We start from the raw sequence: 21,624 nt of genomic DNA on the forward strand, positions 1-21,624 counted from the left end.
ATGAAAAAAGATTTTGAGAGCGTTTTTGATAAAAATATTTCAATAGACGAATATAAACTTGATAATCTGCTAAATAAAAATATTGAAATTAACGAAAAGGAATTTCCTGCAATTTTGATTGATAAGAACGATGATATAAATAAATATATAAATATAAATAATATTAATTCAAACGAAATAGTTGATAAACAAAATGAAAATATTGATATTAATGAAATTATTGAAAATAATGCGATTAACGAAACGGAAAATATAGCGGATAATGAAAATAATTTAAACGATGCATATACTGAAGAAGAAAATAATTTATATGGAGATTTGGAAGAAACTGTAGCCTTAAAAGATAGCGATTTAATTGGTATTGAAGACATAGATGATTTTAATTTGGAAGATGCCATTTTTGAAAATAAAAAAAATAACGAGAGTGAAGAAATTTATAAAATTAATTCCGAAAATTCTAATATAGAGAATAATGAAGAATTAGATAATATAGAAAAAGAATTTGAAAAATCGGATTACGATAAAGTTAAAGAAATTGATTTACTAGAAGAGGATAATTTAAAAAAAGAAAATGAAATTTTAGAGTATAACGATAAGGAGGTTATTGTGCCTTCAATAGACAGTATAGATTATATAGACGAGAGCAATTACATTAACGAAAGCGATAGCGAGGATGAGATAATAGAGTTATCAGGAAACGAATTAGATTTGATAACTAAAGATAATGATATAAGCGAGGATATAAATTATTCCGTTTCGATTTCTGAAATGGATAATGAAAAAAAAAACAATGAAAATGAAGAAAATATTATAAAAGTATCGGATGAAAATATGAGAAAAGATAATTTTTTCTTAGAAGAACAACCAATAGAAAATAGTTCTGAAAATATAAACGATATAAATAATAATATAAATGCAGAAGAGGAAGAGCAGAAAAGAACGGATTATTATATAAATAAATATAAGAAGTTGCATGAAGATTATATAAAGTCTATTGAAGAAGAAAATAATAAAATTAAAGAAGAGAATAAACAAGAAGAATTAAATGATAAATTAATTTCTAAAGAAAAAGAAGAGGAAACAAAAAACGATAACGAAATTATTGAAAATATAACGGAAGATATAAAAGAAGAAGATAAAACTAATTATTATATAAATAAATATAAGAAGTTACATGAAGATTATATAAAGTCTATCGAAGAAGAAAATAATAAAATTAAAGAAGAGAATAAACAAGAAGAAATAGTTGAGAATAAAATTGAAAATATAGAAACTTCAAAAGAAAATGTCGCCCCTGTAATTGAAGAAGCAATTCAAGAAAATATTGAAAATAAATCTGCATTAAATGATTTAGATATATCGGATAAATTAAGCGCCGAAGAAGAGGAAATGTATAAAAATTATTTAGGCGAAGATTTAAATTTAGTTGAAAATGAAAACGATACAAAAGAAGAGGAAATAAAAAAAAACGATAACGAAATTATTGAAAATATAACGGAGGATATAAAAGAAGAAGAGAAAACTAATTATTATATAAATAAATATAAGAAATTACATGAAGATTATATAAAATCTATCGAAGAAGAAAATAATAAAATTAAAGAAGAGAATAAACAAGAAGAAATAATTGAGAATAAAATTGAAAATATAGAAATTGCAAAAGAAAATATTGCTCCTATAATTGAAGAAGAAATAAACTATAAATTAAGCGCCGAAGAAGAGGAAATGTATAAAAGTTATTTAGGCGAAGATTTAAATTTGATTGAAGATACGGGCGATTTAATAATTGAAGAAGAAATTTTAGAAGAAAATATTGAAAATGAATTTCCATTAAATAATTTAGAAATAACCGATAAATTAAGCGTTGAAGAAGAGGAAATGTATAAAGCTTATTTGGGCGAAGATTTAGAATTGATTGACGATATTGAAGATAGTGAAAATATAGCTAAAAGTTTAATGGACGAATACAAAAAAGAAATGCTTTCAAATAAAGTGGAAATAAGCGGAGAATTAAGCGAAGAAGAAGAAAATATTGTAGACGATATATTAAAAAAAAATAAAAATCAATATTATGAAGATACGATAGATTATGACAGCATTATATTAAAAGAATTAAACTTAAACGATATTGAAGAAATTGACGAGAATGATTTTAATATATTAGAAAATTTTATTTTAGGAAAAGAACAAGAGAAAGGAATTGAACTTATCTCTATAAATAACGAAAACATATTAAAAAAAAACGACTTTAATGTAAATAACGATTCAAAATCTGTAGATTCTTTCGATTCTATAGACGATGATGAACTTTTAAAAGTCAAGGAGAATACAATGTCTGAAGAAAAAGAATTATACGAATCTGAAAAAAAAAACATTGATTTAAATGTTAAAGTTGAAGAGGAGTTTAGCTTGAATAAAGACGATAACGAATCCGTTTTAATTAGCGAGCAAGTTAATAAATCGGTTAGCAAAGACGATTTTGACGGCGAGATAACTCAAATGGATTTGGATTTAGCCGAAAAATTATTTGAAAACGAAGACCAACTTAATAATGAAGAATATTCTTTAAAACATGATTTGCTTTTATCCGAAAGCGATATTGGTAAATTTAGAAAATTATTTTCGTATTTTAAAAATATAGTCGATAAATTGCCTCAAGATAATTTAAATGAATTTTCTAAAACGGAATTTTACGATATTTATTCTGCTCTTTTTAGAAAATTCGGCGAATAATAAATTAATTTCTGTCCTTTAACAGAACTATATCCTCTCCTTCCAATTCTTTTATTCTAACGGAGATATATTGGTCTTCAGGCACATTTAAAGCCAAGCCCGTATAATTTGAAGATATCGGCAATTCTCTTCCAAATCTATCAACCAAAACGAGCAAAGAAACTCTTTTAGGTCTTCCATAATCAAATAACGCGTTCAAAGCCGCTCTTATAGTTCTTCCCGTATATAGAACATCGTCAACTAATAAAATACTTTTTCCCGTTATATCAAATGGAATGTCGGTTTCTTTTATTTCGGGAAATTCCGAAAGCGTAGATAAATCGTCTCTATATAAATTAATATCTATAGCTCCAATCGGCAAATCTATATTAACTTTTTCTTCTATAAGTTTTTTTAATCTTATTCCCAAATAATCGCCTCTTCTTCTTATTCCTATAATTGCCAATTTGTCAATATTTTCTTTTTCTATAACTTCCGCAGCCAATCTTGGAAGAACTTTATCATACTCTTCCGATTTCAGTAAAACTCTCATTATTTATTTCTCCTTAAAAATTTATATAACATTTTTGATTATAATTTTTAAAGATAAAAAAATCAATATGATATTAAAAATTAACAATCTAAATTCCGAAAATATAATATATTATATAAATAAAGATTGTTTTTGAAAATGGATATAATAGAATTTAAAATACCGACTAAAATAATATTCGGCGCTAATTCGCTTGACTCTTTGTCTGAAGTTATAAAGAAATACGGAGGCAGAGTTATAATAGCTACAGACGGAAATTCTTTTAATCAAATAGGTTTGATAGACCAAATAGTAAATAAATTAAACGATAATTTTATTAACTCTATGGTTTATTCTGAAATAACTTCTACTAATTCAAGCGATGCAGCCGATATAATTGCAAATTTAGTTAGATACAGCAAAGCGGATTGCATAGTCGCGGTTGGCGGTTTTAAGGTGCAAAATGCCGCTAAAGGAGCTTCCGTAGTCGTAACAAATAGCGGAGAATCTTCCGATTATGTGAACGGACAACCCGTATATCATAAACCTTTGCCTATAATATCAATTCCTACAATATTAGGTTCTTTATCCGAAATGACTTTAGGAATGTATTTATATGACAAATATGACGAAGTTTATAAAGAATGCGCAGATTCAAATATTTATGTTAAAGATTGCATTATAGACCCGACTCTTTATGAAACCGTTCCCGTAAAATATTCTATAAGCAGCGCATTATCGGTTTTTGCATTATCTTTCGATGTTTATATGAGCAATAGTTTAAATATTATAAACGAGCCTTTAATAAAATACGCAATGAAAACAAGCATATCGGGAATAAATAAATTAATAACGGACAGTGCAAATGTCGACAATATAGGTTATATGGCTATATCGAATATTACATGCGCAGCCGCTTCTTGTAATGGAAATTTCGGAGCTATGAGGGCTTTATCGATAGCGATTAATAGCGTTTATTCTGTAAATAAATCTATAGTTTGCTCTATACTTCTTCCTTATGTTATGGAATATTATATGGCATCCGCTCCTAAAAAATATAATGTATTGGCGGATTTTATAGAAAATATCGATAAAGAAATGACGCCTATAGAAATAGGAATTCAAGCTGGACAATATATAAAGAGAATACAACAAGATATTAATCTACCAATGAAGTTAAACGAACTTAATATAGACAGAAATAAATTCGATAAAGTGGCGGAACTTGCTTTAACTTATAGCGGTATGGATAAATTGCCAAGAGCTATGAGTAAAGAATCTATAATAAATATATTAGAACAAGCTTATTAATTAACTTTCGCTTTTAGGCGCGTATTTGTATGGATTTTTATGCAAATAATCTATAAGTTTTTTATTCGGTTTATAGCTTTCTATAATCGGTAAAGTTCTATATTCTAAAAGTTTAGTTTTATACATATCGGCATATTTATTATAAGCGAGACATAAAAGATGCTCCAAATTAATTGTGTCTAAAAGGTTATAATGAATTAAAGAATCTATAGCCGTTTTATCTTTTGTATCTTTATAATAATTCCAAAGCAAAACCGCCGTGTAGCCGTTTACTCCTTCCATATCGTCTCCTCTAGAAAGCCCGACATCATGCTCTATCTTTTTTAATCCTCCGCTATAACCAAGCTCTTTAAGTAAAAAACGCAAATCTATTTGAGCGCAGTTTATATTTGTTTCAAAATATCTTTCCAAAAAAGGAATATCAAAACAAGAACCGTTAAAAGTAACAATTATAGAATAATCTTTAATATAATCTAAAAATTCCTTTTCGTTTATTCCATGAACAAAAACTTTCATTTCTTTTCCGTCATAACAACCGATAACAGTAATATGAGCGTTTGAAGGTTTTATTCCCGTAGTTTCTATATCTAAAAAAACGGTTTCATTTGAAAGCAAAGGATATAATCTATAAATGATTGAAGGAGGAAATTTTTTTATAAAATAATTATAATTTTTAGAATTAAAATTATATATCGATTCGGGCAATTCTTCTTTTAAAGATTCTTTTATGCTTTTAGGCATAGCGTAATAATCTATTTTTTCAATAGCGTCCTGCCAATCAAAAACGCCTTCTTCCCATAATAATTTTTCTTTTTTCGGATTTATTCCTTTTATATGTTGAAATGTTCTCTTTATCAAATCCATTACTTATATTTTATTTCCTTTTCCATTTAACCCCTTGAGGAGTATCCATTATTTCTATACCCATAGACAAAAGATTATTTCTTATTTCATCAGCTTTTTTATAATTTTTTTCTTTTTTAGCGGCGCTTCTCTCTTCAATAAGTTTATTAATTTCTTCTTCGTACATATTTGAAACTTCGCTTTCGCCTTTCATATTAAAGCAGTTTATTATATTATTAACTCTTTCTATAAATTTAATTATTCTATTCCTAGATTCGTTATTTATAAAATAAAAAGAAGTGTTTATATTTTTAACTAAAGTAAAAAATATTCCTAAAGCCTCTGAAATATTCAAATCGTTATATATCGCTTCTGAAAATTTTTCATTACTTTCTTCAATTTCTTTTAATATATTTTTATTTATTTCATTATCGTTTGAATTATCAATATCTTTCAATCTAAAAATTAAATCATTAACTCTGTTGATTGCATTTTGAGATTGATTTATTCCTTCGATTGTAAAATTTAATTGTTTTCTATAATGCGCGCTCATAAGCGAATATCTTATCGCTTCGGGAGATAAACCTTTATCAAGCAAATCTCTTAAAGTGTAGAAATTTCCTTTCGATTTTGACATTTTCTCTCCATCAACTACCAAATGTTCGCAATGAAGCCAATAATTAACAAATTTTTCTTTAAAAGCCGCTTCATTTTGAGCAATCTCGTTTTCATGGTGCGGAAATTTATTGTCGATTCCTCCAGTGTGAATATCGAAATGCTTTCCCAAATATTTACTGCTCATAGCCGAACATTCTATATGCCAACCAGGTCTTCCTTTTCCAAACGGAGAATCCCAATAAACATCGCCGTCTTCTTTAGTATAAGCTTTCCATAAAACAAAATCGCTAGCGTTTTCTTTATCGTATTCGTCAGTAGAAACTCTTCCCGAAGCTCCTTCAAGCAATTCTTGTTTATCTAAATTTGCAAGCTCTCCGTATTTATTAAATGTGCTAATCTTAAAATAAGTAGAACCGTCCGCCTCGTAAGTATGTCCGTTTTCTTTCAATAATTCTATAATCTCTATCATTTCTTTTATATGTTCGGTAGCGGAAGGATAAAAATTTGCAGGTTTTATTTTCAAAGTTTTAATATCTTCAAAAAAAGCGTCTTTATATTTTTTTGTATATTCGTTTAACGAAATATTATTTTCTTTTGAGTTTTTAATAGTTTTATCGTCAACATCGGTTAAATTCATAGCCAATTTTACTTCGTAGCCAAAATCTTCCAATACTCTTCTAACCAAATCGCTAAAAATATAAGCTCTAAAATTTCCTATATGAGCGTAATTATAAACCGTGGGACCGCAAGAATACATGCCAACTTTTTTATCGTTTATAGGTTTAAATAATTCTTTTTTTCTCGTTAATGAATTATAAAATATTATTTCATGCATATAAATTATTCCGTTTAATAAATAGAAATTTAATATTCTTTATATTTTACTTAAAAGGCTTTATTTGTCAATATAGAAATTAATAATCTTTTGATATTTTTAAATAAATTTATTTTCTATTTCTATTGCTATTTTAAGTAATGTTTTGTAATTATTGATATTAAAATTATTGATTTATTTTAGTTTATTAAATTTTAAAAAGAGGCTTCGATTATTGAAACCTCTTTTTATTTTTCATTTATTAATTAGGAATTATAGCAAAAGCTCTAACGGGGAAACCAGGAAGTTTATCAAATTTAGGAACGCCTATAAAAATAACTCCGCCTTTTGCAGGCAGAAGATTAAGATTATTTAAAACTTCAACTTGATATTTATTTGTATCTAAAACAAATTTTTCGCTTAAAAGAAAATTATTTTTTATAATGTCTATACTCGCATCGGTATCCAAAGTTTCATGTCCTATAGCTAAAGCTCCTCTTTTATTTAGAATTAAATCTAAAGCTTCTATACTCCAACCTGGCGTATGAGCTACTCCGTTTGAATCTTTATTATAGAAATCGGATTTTCCCCATCTCTTACTCCAACCGCTTGCAAACGCTACAAAAGAATCTTTTTCTATTTTTCCGTTTTCTTTCTCCCAATTTAAAATATCTTCGGCGGTTAAAATAAAATCTGGATTATTTTCAACCTCTTTTTCTTTATTTATAACAAAAAGCGGTAAAACCAATTCCTTTAATCCTAACTGTTCCAAAGTTCTTTTATTTTCGCTAAAATGAATCGGAGCGTCAATATGCGTTCCGTATTGAGTAACAAAAGAAACTCTGCCTACAAAAAAACCGTCCTTTTCAATCGTATAAAGAGTTTCAATATTTAAATTTGGAAAAGCGCCGAATTTAGGAATAGATGAATTAACATTATGAGTTAAATCTATCCATTTATTTTCTTTTAAAGTTTCTAAAGCTTTTATAATATCGCTCATAATTTTTTCTCCTTTTTTTATTTAGTTTAATTAAAATTTAATTATAAATCGTCATTGCAAGATAAAGTCGAAAAAATCAATTTATAGCTGATTATAATGCATTCTTATTAAATCTCGCAATGACTAATTCTTAAATATTTTTTTTGTTTACTTTTCAATAGCTTTTTTCAAATCCGCTATCAAGTCTGAAACGGTTTCCAAACCTATGCTCAAACGAACTGTATTCGGCGTTATTCCCGCAGATTTCAACTCCGACTCGCTTAATTGAGAATGCGTAGTTGAAGCTGGATGAATAACTAAAGATTTTGAATCGCCAATATTCGCCGTTATTGAATATAGAGTCAAACTGTTGCATATCTTTTTAGCCTCTTCATAACTTTGAGCCTCGAAACTTAAAAGTCCGCTCGCTCTTGAATCCTTAAAATATTTTTTCAAAAGATTATGATAAGGACTCGAAGTTAAACCTGGATAGTTAACCTCTTTAACTTTTTTATGAGATTCCAAAAATTTTGCTATTTCCAAAGCACTGTCGCTATGTTTTTGAATTCTCAATTCCAAAGTTTCCAAACCTTGAAAATGAATCCAAGCGTTTTGCGGGCTTAAAGAAGCTCCGATATTTCTAAGCCATTCTATTAATATTCTTATACTAAAAATAGGAAGAGGAAGATTTGCATAAATCAAACCATGATAACTTTCATCTGGAGTGTTAAAAGCTGGATAACGAGAATTATCCTTAATAAGTTCGTTTAATCCTTCTCTTTCTATAACCGCTCCTCCGAGTCCGCTTCCATGTCCGTTTATATATTTAGTTAAGCTATGAACGGAAACATCTACTCCGAAATCGAAAGGACGAAATAATATAGGCGTTGCAACAGTGTTATCGCAAATTGTAACTATTTTATGTTTTTTCGCTATATCAGTTATGGTTTCAACATCCGCTATCGCTATTTGAGGATTTGAAAGACTTTCAAAGAATATAGCTTTAGTTTTATCGTCTATAATTTTTTCAAGACTGCTTAAATTGTCTATATCAAAAACTCTTCCTTCTATTCCGAATCTTTTCAAAACATGAACGAGCAAAGTTTGAGAGCCTCCGTAAATTTTATTTGAATAGGCTATATTATCTCCGTTTTGCGCAAGATTAACTAAAGAATAGAATACAGCCGAACTTCCGCTTGCAGTAGCGACTCCGAAAGCCCCGCCTTCTACAGCCGCAATTCTTTTTGCAAGCATATCTACGGTTGGATTGGTAAGACGGGAATATATATTTCCCAATTCCTCTAAACTGAACCTAGCCGCAGCTTGTTCGGCGTTTTCAAAACTATAAGCCGTGCTTTGATAGATTGGAACGCTTAAAGTTCTCTGTCTATCGTATTCGTATCCCGCATGAAGCGATAAAGTATTTGTCGTAAAATTATTGTTTGGTAAATTTGCCATTGTTTTTCTCCTTAAAATTTTAAAATTATAAATTAATGAACCAAAGAGATTTAAATTAAAATCTCAACTTAAAGCCTTTAAATATATAAAAATTGTTAAAATAGAATATTAGCGCGCAACAACGCGCATCATCATAGAAAAAGCGAAAGAAAAATAAAATTTGCAGGATGCAATATTTGATAAATTAAACAAATTTTTAATCATAAATATTCCTCCTTCTTTTATATTTTTCTTTGATTGATTAATTAATTGGATAAATTATACATTATTTAAAAAAAATGTCAACGATTTATTTTAAAAAAATTTAATTAATATCTATAAAATTTACTTGAAATAAATTTATTAAAATGATATAATAAAAATCCAAATTAAAATTAGAAAATCAGGAGTGTATATGCCTTCAGGAAGAAAAAGACTTCGTCAAAAGATGGCTACGCATAAACGAAAAAAGCGTTTACGCAAAAATAGGCATAAAAAGAAATAATATATTTCTTAAAATAATTTTCATCTCTTATTTAGAGTTTTTATATTTTGGTTTTATGGAAACAAATAATATGCAAACGGTAATAGAAGTATGCGTGGGGCTTCATTGTTGTATGAAAGGTTCTTATGCAATTTTAGAATCTATAAGAAAACATTATGATTTGAAAATTGGAATCCCATCGTTTGACGGTATGCTCTTAAAAGAGGTAGAATGTATGCATAATTGCAAAAATGCAGTTTCGGTAATAATTAACGGAATGGAATTTAATAACTGTTCTTTTGATAATATCGTTAAATATATAGAAGCGATACATATAAGAAAAAGATGAAAAGATATGTTCTTTATAACGAAAATATTATAGATAATATTCAAACATTTAAAGATTATTTCGGAGACTTTCTTTATTCTAAAATTAAAATTGAAAATTATAATAATATAATTTCAGATTTAAAAGAATATCCGATATTTACAAGAGACGCTTATCAAAAATCGCTTTATGATATTATTATTTCTAAAAAAGAAAACGAAGAAACTTTAATAATAAACGGTTATTCAATCGATTATCTAGTATTCAAAGATAAATTTTTACTTAAAAATAATCCTTATCTTATTTTAGATTCTGCAATATTTTTATCAAAAATTTTAAATATAAAAAATATCGATATAATATTGAGAAGTTATTATAACGAAGAAAAAAATATTTTAATAAAAGCTTTAGCCGAAATTGAAGATATTTATTATATTAACAATGAAATTAACATAAACATATACGATGAAAATTCTTATTATGATAATTATAAAGAAAAAATAACTATTCCATTTTTAGAAAATAAAAATTATATTTTTGATTTGGAAACTATAACTCAATTTGGATATTTTACGCATATTGGAAAAGATAATTTTAAAAAATATGGCGAAGGAAATTTTAAAGGCTCTATTTTGCTTTCGCTTTCTGGAGATATTAACATTCCTAATTTATACGAATTTGAATTATCGAATTCATTTAACGATATTATAAGAATTGCAGGAAATGCGCCTAAAGATTATGATATAAAATGCGTATTTACAAACGGTTTTTTGAATCCGCCAATGGATATTGAAAGTTTATTAAATATCTCTTTGGATTATAACGACTTTAATAATTTAAATATAAAAATCGGAAACGGAGGAATATGTTTTATAAGCGAGAATAGATGCATTATAAGAGTTTCGCTTAAAATAATTCAATTTGCTAAAAATATATCATGCAAAAAATGTATGCCTTGCGGTTTCGGTTTTAATTTATGCGAATATTATTTAAATAAAATAATTTTAGGCAAGTCCGATAATTCCGATTTAATAGATTTAAAAAATACTTTAAATATGATAATAAAAGGTTCTTCATGTTTATATATAAGAAATCTTACAAATTGCATATTGCAAACTATAGAAAAATTTAATTATGAGTTTTTATACGCTATAGAAAAAAAAATTACTTTATATAGCTTTATAAATAAAACGGATATTATATGATTATAAAAATTACTGTTGACGGAAAAGATATATATTCGCAAAAAGGTTGGACGATACTTAAAGCATTATCGTATTTGAAAATAGATATTCCTAATTTATGCGACTTTCGATTTGACAATATAAATAACGCGGAAAATAAAAATTTATCTTTCATAACGGAAGAAAATAAATTAAATTGCAAATTATGTATTGTAAAGATAAAAAGAAAAAATGAAGATTCTTATAGTTTCAAATATGCATGCAATGAAATAGTTGAAAACGGAATGGATATTATAAGCGAAGATGAAGAGATTATTTCTTATAGAAAATCGCTTTTAAATTCAATATCATATAGCCATAAACCTATATGTTCAAATTGCGAAGTAGATTATAAATGCAAGTTAAAAAAATATTTTGATTTATATAATATAAACGAAAAAAATAATTTAGAAAATAACGAAGAAAAAATTATTGATAATAAATTTATTGAAGAAATAAAAAATATAGTTAAAACTTTTAATTTGCCCGATTATATAAAAGCCGATTATGACAGATGCATTTATTGCGGACTATGCGATAATTATAAAACAATAAACGGATATAATTCTATAATAACCGATTTATGTCCAACAAATGTGTTTTATGCGGAAAGAAAAAATAAAATAAATTCTAATAATAATTCTATAGAAAGCGTTCAAAGTTTTTGTATTGGATGCAATTCTTTATGCGATATAGAATATTTGCATAATAAAGAAAATATAAACGATATAAAATCAATTTCGGGAAAAAAATTTGGTTTATGCGATTATGGAAGAAAAATGGATTATTATTCAAACGATAAATTAAAATATCCATTAATAAACGGAGTTGAAAACGATTTTGAAAAAGCTAAAGAATTATATAGAGAATTTATAAGCGATATTAACGACAATTCTTATTTGGCTATAGCGTCCTCTTTGTATCCGCTTGAAGATATAAAAGCTTTTAACGAACTAGCAAGTTATTTGGGAATAACAAAATTATATTATAAAAAAAATCGTATAGCCACAGATTCAAATGTTATAAAAGATAATTATACAAATATAAATAAATATTCAATAGAAGAATTAAAAAGAGAATTAAAATATATTAACGGAGAAAATATAGATTTTAATTATTATAAAAAGTTTATTATTTTAGGAGATTCTTTAGACGACAATAACGAAGAGATAATATCTTTCATTCAAAAAAATAAAAGAAATTATATATTATTTACTCCAACCTTATCGGCTTTGGCTTATAATTCTTATATAGCTTTTCCGATAGCGGGGCTTGGAGAATTTAGCGGAAATTATATCGATAAATACGGAAAATTAAAAGAAATTAACTCTTTTTTGAATAAAGATAAGAACAGACTTAACTTAAGAGATTTAATAAAGTATTTGTATTTATAATAATTTCGTATATAATAATATATAGATTAATTATATTTTAGTAAGGAGTCGTTTATGCGAAAAACGAGAGACGAGATACTTTCTAATATCGGTAATAATCGTTATGATATAATTATTATAGGCGGCGGAGTAATCGGAGCTACCATAGCTTTTAAGACTTCAAGAGTAGGACTTTCTACTCTTTTATTAGAAAAGCATGATTTTTCTTTCGGCGCTTCTTCTCGCACGGGAAAAATACTTAACGGAGGCTATAACGATTTAACTACAAAAAATATAATTTCTACTATTTATAAAGTTAGAGAAAGAAATAATTTAATATATAAAAGTTCCGCAAGCCAAACGGGAATATTATATCCAATATACGAATATGGAAAATCTGGAATATTCGGACAAGAATTAAAAAGCAATTTTTACGATTTACTTTCAATATTTTCTCAAATAAAAAGACATACATCTCATAGCAGAAATTCCGCTTTAGAATGTTTGCCCGATTTAATCAATAACGATGTAATAGCTGGAATAGAATATAACGAAGGAATGCTTGACGATTCAAGATATGTTATGGAACTTCTTTTAAAAGCGGAAGAAAACGGAGCGGATATTTTAAATTATGCTGAAGTAAAAATTTTTGAATATAATAATAAAGAAATACAAAAAGTTATTTTATCCGATAAAATCACGGGAAGAATATACGAAACGAGCGCTAAAGATATAGTAATTTCTGCTGGCGCTTGGGGACATGAATTAAGCTCAACTCTTCCAAATGGCAGTTTTGATAATAAGGTTCAATATATAAAAGCGTCTCATTTAATAGTCAATAGCGATATTATTCATATTAATAAATCTGTAGTTTTGCCAAAAATAAAAGATAGACCGAATGTATTTTTAATGAAATGGAAAGACACTTTAATTATAGGACCGACAATAAAAAAATATAATGGAAATTTAGATTGCATATACGCTACAAGCGATGAGATAGAATATTTACTTGATATATATAATACTTATTTTAGTTCTATAGTAAATAAAAATCATATTATAACGACTCAATCTGGTATGATGCCCGTTGATTCTACAGATATTAAAATTCATTCTCATCCTAATTATAGATTATTTTTGGTTGAAGGCGGAAACTTTACCTTATCTTCATTAATAGCCGTAAAAACTTTATTAAAAATATACGGAAAGCCGCATAAATGGTTTAGCGTTGGCAAATTTATGAATAATAAAATCGATAAAAAAATAGAATGGGTATTAAAAAAAGAGACTATCGATTTTCTTATAAATTATTTTAATTCTGTTGATTTGGCGATTCGATTAAACGAGTTCTGCAAAAACGATTCTTCTCTGCTTGTAAATGTAGGACTTGACGAAAGAATCCCAAGAGGTTTAATAAAATATTTTGTAGAAGTTGAACATGCTTTGCATTTAGACGATATTATGATTAGAAGATTAAGATTTATATTAACCGAAAACGACTGCGGAACTTTGCTGGCTGAACATATAGCGGAAGAAATGGCTAATATATTGGGCTGGAATCAAAAAAGAATAGAATGGGAAATTAAAAGATACAGAACGGAAATAAAGAGAGCGAGAGTTTCTTTATATTGAGTTTTATTGGTTTGAAAGTAAAAATTTATGTTATTTTTTGCATATTAGTCATTGCAAGCTTTCGTTACTAAAGGGATGCAGAGTGGAAGGCGTGGCAGTTCAGATTTAATAAAGTTAATTTCAAAATTTAGTTCTATTAATAAATAAATTTTATTAAAAGTGTATTGATTCAGTAGAGTTTCGTGATAACGGAAAGAATAATTGCTAGACATATGCGCGTGTAATAGGACTTTCTTTAATGAAGAAAAGAATTAATTTTTAACGCAATCTACACAACATAAAATAAGTCCATAAATTTTTTATGTTTTTATAAACTAACAATTAACTATATCAAAAATTTTTCCTCTTTCAAAATTTTTCACTTTTTCTTTTTCAGTCACGGTTATAAATACCTGTCCTAAAGTTTTTATATATTCCAATATGCTATCTCTTTTTATATTGTCAAGTTCAAGCATAGCATCGTCTATTAAAAGAATAGGTTTTTTATTTCTATATTCTAAAAATATTTTTTCGCTTGCAAGTTTCATTATAAGCGCAAACATTCTTTTTTCGCCTTGAGAAGAAAATTTTCTTGAAAGCGAATCTTTATAATAAAATTGATATTCCGCTCTATGCACTCCAAAATATGTCGTTTTAAGTTTTATTTGCTCTTGTAAAGTGTCTTCAAGTTTTTTTATATAATCGTTTTCGTTTTCAATATTTTCTATAGTCGATAAATATTTAATTGAATAAGGATTTTCATTTTTAAATATCGTTTCGTAAGTTTCGTTCATTTTATCTTCCAATATTTTTGAATATTTAATATTTTCTTTCGATATATATAAAGAAAGTTTCGCTATATCTTCATTGTAAATATGAGCTTCGTTGGGTTTATTTATCAAGCAAATATTTCGCATTTTTAAAAGTTTATTATATTTTATCAAAGAAGATAAATATTCAATCGATATTGTTGAAATAAGCATATTAAAATAGTCTCTTCTCAATTTAGGCTCGCCCATAACTAAATCGGTATCGTTTGGAAGAAATATAATATAAAGTATTTTTCCAATTAAATCTTTTCTTGAAGAGATTTCTTTTTTGTCCATAAAAACTTTTTTAGATTTTTTTTGATAAACTATTTCTATATTTGTGTCGTAAGATAAATTATCTTCTCTAAATATTCCTCTTATAAAATAATTATCGTTTTTATATTTTACGATTTCTCTATCTAAACGAGTTCTAAAAGATATTCCGTTTCCAAGCATATATATAGCTTCCAAAATATTTGTTTTTCCAAAGCCGTTATTTCCGTATAAAACATTTATTTTATCAGAAAAATCAAATACGCTTTCATCATAGTTTCTAAAAGAACGCAGAGTTAACTCTTTGAGTATCATTTATCTTGCCCTTAATTTTATTATATAAATTATTTATTATATATTAAATTTTTCTTTTTAGATACAAAATTAATACAAAATTTTTATATTTTAAAAGTTAAATTTATTTCTTAAAATAACCGAATTTTTAAATTTTCAACGCTTGATAAAATTGCTTTTTACTGTTATATTATTCAATTATATCTATTAAATATTTTTATTTTAAGGATTATCAATGATAAGAGTCGATAACATTGTTAAATATTACGGCGAACATTTGGCTTTAAAAGGAATTTCATACACGATAAACAAAGGCGAAATTGTCGGATTTTTAGGACCAAACGGAGCGGGAAAAAGCACTATGATGAGAATTATTACGGGTTATTTGCCCGCGACAAGCGGATTCGTTTATTTGGACGATTATGAGATTTACGATAATCCGATAGAATTAAAAAGAAAAATCGGATATATGCCCGAAAATATTTCTTTATATACCGAAATGACGGTTATCGATTATCTGAAATTTGCCGCAAAATTGAAAGGAATAGAAAGAAAGCATATTAAAAACGCTTTAGAAAATACTATTGAAATAACGGGACTTACAAAATATAAAGATAGAATAATAGGACATTTATCTAAAGGTTATAAACAGAGAACGGGAATAGCTCAAGCGATAATACATGACCCAGAAGTTTTAATATTAGACGAGCCTACAAGCGGACTTGACCCAAATCAATTAATTGAAGTTCGTTCTTTAATAAAAAGTTTAGGCGGAACTAGAACCGTTATATTGTCGACTCATATATTAAGCGAAGTCGAAGATACATGCGAAAGAGCTTTAATTATAGACAATGGAGAGCTGATAGCCGAAGACACTATTGAAGGCTTAAAAACAGCGATGGACAGAGAGATATTAGGAGGCAATATAGAATTAAAAGTCGCGGGAAAAGTTGAAGACGCGCTTATTCGCGTGAGAGAAGTTCAAGGAGTTATTCAAGCTGAAACTGATAATTTCGGTTCTATTATAATAGAATGCGAAAGAGGAAACGATATAAGAGCTTCGATAGTTAAGCATTTGGTTCAAGGCGATTTTGAAGTTTTGGAAATTAGAGCAAAAGAAAGAAGTTTAGAAGAAGTCTTTATATATTTTACCGATAAAAAGAAAAGCGAAGATTTTGATAAATCTAAATATATAAAAGACGAAATTATTTCAAAAGATTCAAATAAAAAAGAAGATGAAAATAAAAATTCGGACAATGAAGAAAATAAAGATTTAAACGAAAATTTAGATAAAAATTCAAATGAAGAATTAAACGATAAAAAAGAAGAAAATAATTAAGAGGTAAAAATAATGAAAAATATTTATGTTATATTTGCAAGAGAAATTCAATCTTTTTATGTGTCGCCTTTATATTATATCTTGGGATTTATTTATTTGGCGCTTACGGGTTATTTTTTCACTATAGAAATTTATTATAGCAGATTAGCCGTTATGGAAAACACAATGTATAATATAGGTTTTTTTACGATATTATTTTTATCAATATTATGCATGAAATTAATTGCCGAAGAGAGAGATTCGGGAACTTTTGAATTAATAATGACAGCTCCAATAACTTCTTTGCAATATGTAATCGGAAAATATTTATCGGTTTTGGTAGTTTACGCTTCTTTGCTTATAATGACTTTCGTTTATCCAATTCTTCTTATGATATTTGGAAAGCCCGATATGGGAGTTATATTTAGCGGTTATTTGGGATTATTTCTACTTGGCACTGCAATTTTAGGACTTGGATTAATATCGACAAGCGTTTCAAAAAGTCAGTTGGTTGCGGCGATACTTGGAGTTTCAATGGGAATATTCGCTTATATTATAAATTGGCTTAGCGAAATGTTTACGGGAGCGAGCAAATTATTAAACGCTATTTCAATAACTACATATTTTGCGGATTTTACAAAAGGAATGATTGATATTCAAAATGTTATATTCTTTTTAATTTGGGCAATCGCCTGCATTTCAATATCGACTATGTTTGTAGAATCTTATAAATGGCAATAACGAGGCTATAAAATGCTTGATATAGTCGAATATATTAAAAATAACGATTTAGAAAAAGCAAAACAATGCATAGAAAAAGATAATTCTTTAGTAGATGCGAGAGACGAAGAATCAAGATTTACTTTATTAATGATTTGCGCCAAAAAAGGATATTTTGAAATGACAAAATTATTAGTTGAAAACGGAGCAAATTTAAATAGCAGAAGTAAAACGGGATTAACGGCTTTAATGTTTGCATGCGCCGAAAAACAAATTGAAATTGCAAAATATTTAATAGATTGCGGAGCGGATGTTAATTTAAGAGACAGACCTATGTTTAGCGCTTTGCTTTACGGTTCGCTTACAAAAGAGCATTCTATAATAAATTATTTGATTGAAAACGGAGCGGATGTTAATGCAAAAAATTTTAAACTTGTAACTTCTCTTATGTTTGCCGCTGGAATTGGCGATTTAGAAACGGTTAAAATTTTAATAGAAAATGGAGCGGATATAAATTTAAAAAATAAAGACGGAGAGAGCGCTTTAGATATTGCGATAAATAAAGGACAAAAAGAAACTGCGGAGTTTTTAAAAAAATTATATGAATAAAAAAATATTAAATATTGAAGAATTAAAAGAAGTTTTAAATATTATAAGAAATAAAAAAAATGAAAACCAAAAAATAGTTTTTACAAACGGATGCTTTGATATACTTCATCGCGGGCATGTGGAATATTTAAAAAAAGCAAGAGAACTTGGCAATTTATTAATATTAGGATTAAATAGCGACTTATCGGTTAAAAAATTAAAAGGAGAAAATCGTCCGATAAATAACGAAGAAGACAGAGCGATAGTTTTATCCGCTTTAGAATGCATAGATTATATAACAATATTTAACGAAGATACGCCTTTTGAATTGATAAAAATCGTTAAACCCGATATACTTGTTAAAGGCGGAGATTATAAAATAGAAAATGTGGTTGGAAGAGAGTTTGCAAAAGAAACAATATTAATAGATTTTGTCGATGGCTATTCCACAACAAAAACTATAAAAAATATAAATAAAAATATAAATAATTAAATAAAGGAGTTTTTATGATTATAGTGACAGGCGGAGCGGGATTTATAGGCTCGAATATCGTTAGAGGATTAAATAATTTAGGAATTGACGATATAATTATAATTGACGATTTAAAAAACGGTTCAAAACATAAAAATTTAAATAGAATAAAATTTAAAGATTATATTGATAAAGAATTTTCGATTGATTTTATAAACAAATGTAGAGATAAAATAGATGCAATTTTTCATCAAGGCGCTTGTTCCGACACTATGGAGATGGACGGAAATTATATGATGAAAAATAATTATGAGACGAGTAAAAATATTTTGCATATTTGTTTAGAAAATAAAATTAGATTATTTTACGCGTCAAGCGCTTCGGTTTATGGAAACGGAGAAAAAGGTTTTGCGGAAAAAGAAGAAAACGAATATCCTTTAAATGTTTACGCTTTTTCAAAATATCAATTTGATAGATATGTCAATAAACTTGCAAAAGAGAAAAAAATTAACAGTCAAGTAGTCGGATTAAGATATTTCAATGTTTATGGACCGCAGGAAAATCATAAAGGCAGAATGGCGTCAGTCGCTTTTCATTTATTTAATCAGATAAAATCGGGCGAGAGCATGAAAATTTTTGAAGGAAGCGAAACTTTTTTAAGAGATTTTATTTATATTGACGATGTAGTTTCGGTTAATAATTACTTTTTTGAAAACGAAAAAATAAGAGGAATATTTAATTGCGGAACGGGATGTGCCGAAAGTTTTTTAGAGATTGCAAAAGCGTTAAAAGAAGTTTATCCAAAATCGAATATAGAATATATACCTTTTCCCGAAGCATTAAAAGGAAAATATCAGAAATTTACTCAAGCCGATTTAACGCTTTTAAGAGAAGCGGGATATAATAAAAGTTTTATGAATGTAAACTCTGGAGTTAAAAAATACGCTCAAGTTTTAGAAGAAAGCGAAGGTTATTGGAGGTGATTATTTATGTAAGAAATGTCAGATAGAAGTTGGATTGCGACTCTACTTCTTGCAATATTTTTGCCCGTTCATAGATTTTATGTTGGCAAAATAGGAACGGGAATTTTATTCTGGCTTACCGCTGGAGGTTTCGGAATTTGGTATATAATAGATATAGTTATGATTTTATTGGATGTATTTACCGACAAAAACGGAAGAAAATTAAGAAAATAAAATATTTAATAAATCAAATATAATTAAATAAATTAGTTTCGTTTTCAATATAAACTTTGTCAAAATTATTAGAATCGTAATTAATATTATATTTTTCCTCTAAAAATTTTATCTTTTTGTAAATTTTATTTTTGTATTCTTCTTTTAATTCGCCGTTATTATTGTAAATATAAAGATATTTTTTATAATTTTGCGGGAAATTTTTTCTAACGAAATTTAAATATATTTTTCTGCATTCTCCTTTTAAATTTAAAACTTCGCAAATAATATAATCTAAATTATTTTCTTTAGTTTTTATAAATAAATTTTCTAATCCGTCTTCGGTTATAAAAGGCATAATGGGAATTGTATGAACTCCGACTATCGCTTTAGTTTTTTTAAATTCTTTAAGCGTTTCAAATCTTTTTAACGGACTTATAACATTTGGCTCGATTAAAGAAGATAATTTTTCGCAAGCGGTTGTTATAGTTGAAGCGATTCTAACGGGAACGATATTTGAAAGTTTGTCTATCAATTCAAAATCCCTCAATATTAAATTGCTTTTTGTCGAAATGCACATTGGAGTTTTATATTTTATTAAAAGTTTTAATATATCGGGCATTATCTTATAATCTTCTTCCGCTTTCTGATAACTGTCGGTTACGCTTCCCAAATTTATAGTTTCTCTTTTCCAACTTTTTGAAGATAATTCTTTTTCTAAAACTTCCGCTATATTTTTCTTTACAAAAATCTCGTTGAAAAAATCTCTCGAATTAATATATTTATGCGAATAAACGGCATAACAATAATAACATTTATGCAAACAACCTCTATAAATATTTAAATCGTTGCAAAAACCGAATTTATTTTTTATTTTGTTTATTGCCGATTTACAATTTATTTCTCTATATATTATTTTTGGTTTTATTTCCGTTTCAAACATAGCCTTACTATATTAATATACATTAAGATTTTTAGCAATATTTTTTATATTTTTTTAAAATAAATGATTGACATATTTTTTTAATATTGTATAATCTAATTAATAAAAACCGAAAGAAAATTTTCGGAATATACTAGTTTAACGAGGTAAATTCTCATGACAAAACAAAACAAAACAAAACAAAACAAAACAAAACAAAGCTATCACTATCTCTTAACTAATCTTTTTTCATTCAAATTATTTATTGTAGTATTTTCTTTAATACTATTTTCAGTAAGTTGCGATAATAAGAATAAGACAGGAACAGAAGAAAGAACATTATCTTATTATGCGGGTAATTGGTGGGGAAAACCAGATGGGAAAACTGAAACGAATATACTTACAATAAATACTGACGGTTCTGTTACTTTAAAAGGCGCTAAAGATGACGCGATAATTCCTTCGTCTTCTGTAACAAGAGTTAGCGATATAATTTATACCGCTTCGCATACCATTTCTGGTAAAAGCGCAAAATCGACTTTTATTTTTAGTAGCGATACTCAAGGGAAATTTACAATGGAACTTGAAGGGAAATCAGAGACTGTAGATATTACTAAAAAATAATTGAAATTAATAATAGATAAAATAATTAAAAGGCATCGCTTAATTGCGGTGTCTTTTTTATTAATTTTTTAGTATTAAATAATAAATAAATTTACAAAATTATACACTATCTATTTTTATAAAAAAATATATAATTTATTTGTATAATTTTTTAAGTAAAAATG

The 21,624-nt window shown here is 27.0% G+C and carries 20 protein-coding genes; 13 read left to right on the forward strand and 7 right to left on the reverse strand.

Annotated features, from left to right (window positions below; all coding sequences use genetic code 11):
- Nucleotides 1-2,733: a hypothetical protein gene (locus EPJ79_RS09935; RefSeq protein ID WP_147739377.1), complete on the forward strand. Its 2,733-nt coding sequence runs from the start codon at nucleotides 1-3 to the stop codon at nucleotides 2,731-2,733.
- Between the two features lie 4 nt (nucleotides 2,734-2,737).
- Here EPJ79_RS09935 and pyrR read toward each other — a convergent pair whose 3' ends face one another.
- Nucleotides 2,738-3,265 (reverse strand): bifunctional pyr operon transcriptional regulator/uracil phosphoribosyltransferase PyrR, encoded by a 528-nt coding sequence (gene pyrR, locus EPJ79_RS09940; protein ID WP_147527526.1) that lies wholly within the window; start codon nucleotides 3,263-3,265, stop codon nucleotides 2,738-2,740.
- 138 nt (nucleotides 3,266-3,403) lie between these two features.
- On the opposite strand from pyrR, the gene EPJ79_RS09945 reads away from it, so the two are divergent.
- Complete coding sequence (locus EPJ79_RS09945) at nucleotides 3,404-4,555, forward strand: iron-containing alcohol dehydrogenase (protein WP_147739378.1); 1,152 nt, start codon at nucleotides 3,404-3,406, stop codon at nucleotides 4,553-4,555.
- Here EPJ79_RS09945 and EPJ79_RS09950 read toward each other — a convergent pair whose 3' ends face one another.
- From EPJ79_RS09950 to EPJ79_RS09965, 4 genes are all read right to left on the reverse strand, one after another.
- Nucleotides 4,556-5,419: a ribonuclease H-like domain-containing protein gene (locus EPJ79_RS09950; RefSeq protein WP_147546676.1), complete on the reverse strand. Its 864-nt coding sequence runs from the start codon at nucleotides 5,417-5,419 to the stop codon at nucleotides 4,556-4,558.
- A gap of 10 nt (nucleotides 5,420-5,429) precedes the next feature.
- The gene (gene cysS / locus EPJ79_RS09955) at nucleotides 5,430-6,851 is read right to left on the reverse strand and encodes a cysteine--tRNA ligase (RefSeq protein ID WP_147739379.1); all 1,422 of its coding nucleotides are present in this window, start codon (nucleotides 6,849-6,851) and stop codon (nucleotides 5,430-5,432) included.
- Between the two features lie 241 nt (nucleotides 6,852-7,092).
- On the reverse strand, nucleotides 7,093-7,830 hold the full coding sequence (locus EPJ79_RS09960; protein WP_147739380.1) for a cyclase family protein: 738 nt from the start codon (nucleotides 7,828-7,830) through the stop codon (nucleotides 7,093-7,095).
- 147 nt (nucleotides 7,831-7,977) lie between these two features.
- Nucleotides 7,978-9,267 (reverse strand): O-acetylhomoserine aminocarboxypropyltransferase/cysteine synthase family protein, encoded by a 1,290-nt coding sequence (locus EPJ79_RS09965; protein ID WP_147739381.1) that lies wholly within the window; start codon nucleotides 9,265-9,267, stop codon nucleotides 7,978-7,980.
- Between the two features lie 539 nt (nucleotides 9,268-9,806).
- On the opposite strand from EPJ79_RS09965, the gene EPJ79_RS09970 reads away from it, so the two are divergent.
- Genes EPJ79_RS09970 through EPJ79_RS09985 form a run of 4 tightly spaced genes read left to right on the forward strand, consistent with a single transcriptional unit; the run spans nucleotide 9,807 to nucleotide 14,286 of the window.
- Nucleotides 9,807-10,079, forward strand: a complete 273-nt coding sequence (locus EPJ79_RS09970; protein ID WP_147527659.1) for an NAD(P)H-dependent oxidoreductase subunit E — start codon at nucleotides 9,807-9,809, stop codon at nucleotides 10,077-10,079.
- Nucleotides 10,076-11,263 carry an NADH-ubiquinone oxidoreductase-F iron-sulfur binding region domain-containing protein gene (locus tag EPJ79_RS09975; RefSeq protein WP_147739382.1) on the forward strand — a complete coding sequence of 396 codons (1,188 nt, stop codon included), beginning with the start codon at nucleotides 10,076-10,078 and terminating at the stop codon, nucleotides 11,261-11,263. The genes EPJ79_RS09970 and EPJ79_RS09975 overlap by 4 nt, the downstream gene beginning before the upstream one ends.
- Nucleotides 11,260-12,675, forward strand: a complete 1,416-nt coding sequence (locus EPJ79_RS09980) for a ferrodoxin (protein WP_147739383.1) — start codon at nucleotides 11,260-11,262, stop codon at nucleotides 12,673-12,675. Before EPJ79_RS09975 ends, EPJ79_RS09980 begins: the two co-directional genes overlap by 4 nt.
- A gap of 54 nt (nucleotides 12,676-12,729) precedes the next feature.
- The gene (locus tag EPJ79_RS09985) at nucleotides 12,730-14,286 is read left to right on the forward strand and encodes an FAD-dependent oxidoreductase (RefSeq protein ID WP_147739384.1); all 1,557 of its coding nucleotides are present in this window, start codon (nucleotides 12,730-12,732) and stop codon (nucleotides 14,284-14,286) included.
- Between the two features lie 314 nt (nucleotides 14,287-14,600).
- Here EPJ79_RS09985 and recF read toward each other — a convergent pair whose 3' ends face one another.
- Nucleotides 14,601-15,662, reverse strand: a complete 1,062-nt coding sequence (gene recF / locus EPJ79_RS09990) for a DNA replication/repair protein RecF (RefSeq protein WP_147739385.1) — start codon at nucleotides 15,660-15,662, stop codon at nucleotides 14,601-14,603.
- A gap of 214 nt (nucleotides 15,663-15,876) precedes the next feature.
- On the opposite strand from recF, the gene EPJ79_RS09995 reads away from it, so the two are divergent.
- From EPJ79_RS09995 to EPJ79_RS10020, 6 genes are read left to right on the forward strand one after another with little or no spacing between them, the layout of a single operon-like run.
- Complete coding sequence (locus EPJ79_RS09995) at nucleotides 15,877-16,980, forward strand: ABC transporter ATP-binding protein (protein ID WP_147739386.1); 1,104 nt, start codon at nucleotides 15,877-15,879, stop codon at nucleotides 16,978-16,980.
- Between the two features lie 12 nt (nucleotides 16,981-16,992).
- Nucleotides 16,993-17,700, forward strand: coding sequence for an ABC transporter permease (locus EPJ79_RS10000; RefSeq protein ID WP_147739387.1), 708 nt, complete (start codon nucleotides 16,993-16,995; stop codon nucleotides 17,698-17,700).
- A 12-nt stretch (nucleotides 17,701-17,712) separates the two neighbouring features.
- Nucleotides 17,713-18,288: an ankyrin repeat domain-containing protein gene (locus EPJ79_RS10005; protein ID WP_147739388.1), complete on the forward strand. Its 576-nt coding sequence runs from the start codon at nucleotides 17,713-17,715 to the stop codon at nucleotides 18,286-18,288.
- Nucleotides 18,281-18,760 carry a D-glycero-beta-D-manno-heptose 1-phosphate adenylyltransferase gene (gene rfaE2 / locus EPJ79_RS10010; RefSeq protein WP_147739389.1) on the forward strand — a complete coding sequence of 160 codons (480 nt, stop codon included), beginning with the start codon at nucleotides 18,281-18,283 and terminating at the stop codon, nucleotides 18,758-18,760. The genes EPJ79_RS10005 and rfaE2 overlap by 8 nt, the downstream gene beginning before the upstream one ends.
- Nucleotides 18,761-18,774: 14 nt before the next feature.
- A complete protein-coding gene (rfaD, locus tag EPJ79_RS10015) occupies nucleotides 18,775-19,722 on the forward strand; it encodes an ADP-glyceromanno-heptose 6-epimerase (protein WP_147739390.1) in 948 nt (315 codons plus the stop codon).
- Between the two features lie 15 nt (nucleotides 19,723-19,737).
- Nucleotides 19,738-19,935, forward strand: coding sequence for a TM2 domain-containing protein (locus EPJ79_RS10020; RefSeq protein WP_147739391.1), 198 nt, complete (start codon nucleotides 19,738-19,740; stop codon nucleotides 19,933-19,935).
- Between the two features lie 13 nt (nucleotides 19,936-19,948).
- Here EPJ79_RS10020 and EPJ79_RS10025 read toward each other — a convergent pair whose 3' ends face one another.
- Entirely contained in the window at nucleotides 19,949-20,857 is a 909-nt protein-coding gene (locus EPJ79_RS10025; protein ID WP_147739392.1) for an SPL family radical SAM protein, read from the reverse strand.
- Nucleotides 20,858-21,013: 156 nt separating this feature from the next.
- Here EPJ79_RS10025 and EPJ79_RS10030 point away from each other — a divergent pair, with 156 nt between their 5' ends.
- Nucleotides 21,014-21,460, forward strand: coding sequence for a hypothetical protein (locus EPJ79_RS10030; RefSeq protein WP_147739393.1), 447 nt, complete (start codon nucleotides 21,014-21,016; stop codon nucleotides 21,458-21,460).
- Nucleotides 21,461-21,624: the final 164 nt, after the last annotated feature.

It is taken from the genome of Brachyspira aalborgi (genome assembly GCF_008016455.1).
Lineage (GTDB): Bacteria > Spirochaetota > Brachyspiria > Brachyspirales > Brachyspiraceae > Brachyspira > Brachyspira aalborgi.

Bases quoted from the DNA above. Each gene is read 5' to 3' on its own strand.
- EPJ79_RS09935 (WP_147739377.1), top strand. From the start codon at position 1: ATGAAAAAAGATTTTGAGAGCGTTTTTGATAAAAATATTTCAATAGAC.
- pyrR (WP_147527526.1), bottom strand. From the start codon at position 3,265: ATGAGAGTTTTACTGAAATCGGAAGAGTATGATAAAGTTCTTCCAAGA.
- EPJ79_RS09945 (WP_147739378.1), top strand. From the start codon at position 3,404: ATGGATATAATAGAATTTAAAATACCGACTAAAATAATATTCGGCGCT.
- EPJ79_RS09950 (WP_147546676.1), bottom strand. From the start codon at position 5,419: ATGGATTTGATAAAGAGAACATTTCAACATATAAAAGGAATAAATCCG.
- cysS (WP_147739379.1), bottom strand. From the start codon at position 6,851: ATGCATGAAATAATATTTTATAATTCATTAACGAGAAAAAAAGAATTA.
- EPJ79_RS09960 (WP_147739380.1), bottom strand. From the start codon at position 7,830: ATGAGCGATATTATAAAAGCTTTAGAAACTTTAAAAGAAAATAAATGG.
- EPJ79_RS09965 (WP_147739381.1), bottom strand. From the start codon at position 9,267: ATGGCAAATTTACCAAACAATAATTTTACGACAAATACTTTATCGCTT.
- EPJ79_RS09970 (WP_147527659.1), top strand. From the start codon at position 9,807: ATGGAAACAAATAATATGCAAACGGTAATAGAAGTATGCGTGGGGCTT.
- EPJ79_RS09975 (WP_147739382.1), top strand. From the start codon at position 10,076: ATGAAAAGATATGTTCTTTATAACGAAAATATTATAGATAATATTCAA.
- EPJ79_RS09980 (WP_147739383.1), top strand. From the start codon at position 11,260: ATGATTATAAAAATTACTGTTGACGGAAAAGATATATATTCGCAAAAA.
- EPJ79_RS09985 (WP_147739384.1), top strand. From the start codon at position 12,730: ATGCGAAAAACGAGAGACGAGATACTTTCTAATATCGGTAATAATCGT.
- recF (WP_147739385.1), bottom strand. From the start codon at position 15,662: ATGATACTCAAAGAGTTAACTCTGCGTTCTTTTAGAAACTATGATGAA.
- EPJ79_RS09995 (WP_147739386.1), top strand. From the start codon at position 15,877: ATGATAAGAGTCGATAACATTGTTAAATATTACGGCGAACATTTGGCT.
- EPJ79_RS10000 (WP_147739387.1), top strand. From the start codon at position 16,993: ATGAAAAATATTTATGTTATATTTGCAAGAGAAATTCAATCTTTTTAT.
- EPJ79_RS10005 (WP_147739388.1), top strand. From the start codon at position 17,713: ATGCTTGATATAGTCGAATATATTAAAAATAACGATTTAGAAAAAGCA.
- rfaE2 (WP_147739389.1), top strand. From the start codon at position 18,281: ATGAATAAAAAAATATTAAATATTGAAGAATTAAAAGAAGTTTTAAAT.
- rfaD (WP_147739390.1), top strand. From the start codon at position 18,775: ATGATTATAGTGACAGGCGGAGCGGGATTTATAGGCTCGAATATCGTT.
- EPJ79_RS10020 (WP_147739391.1), top strand. From the start codon at position 19,738: ATGTCAGATAGAAGTTGGATTGCGACTCTACTTCTTGCAATATTTTTG.
- EPJ79_RS10025 (WP_147739392.1), bottom strand. From the start codon at position 20,857: ATGTTTGAAACGGAAATAAAACCAAAAATAATATATAGAGAAATAAAT.
- EPJ79_RS10030 (WP_147739393.1), top strand. From the start codon at position 21,014: ATGACAAAACAAAACAAAACAAAACAAAACAAAACAAAACAAAGCTAT.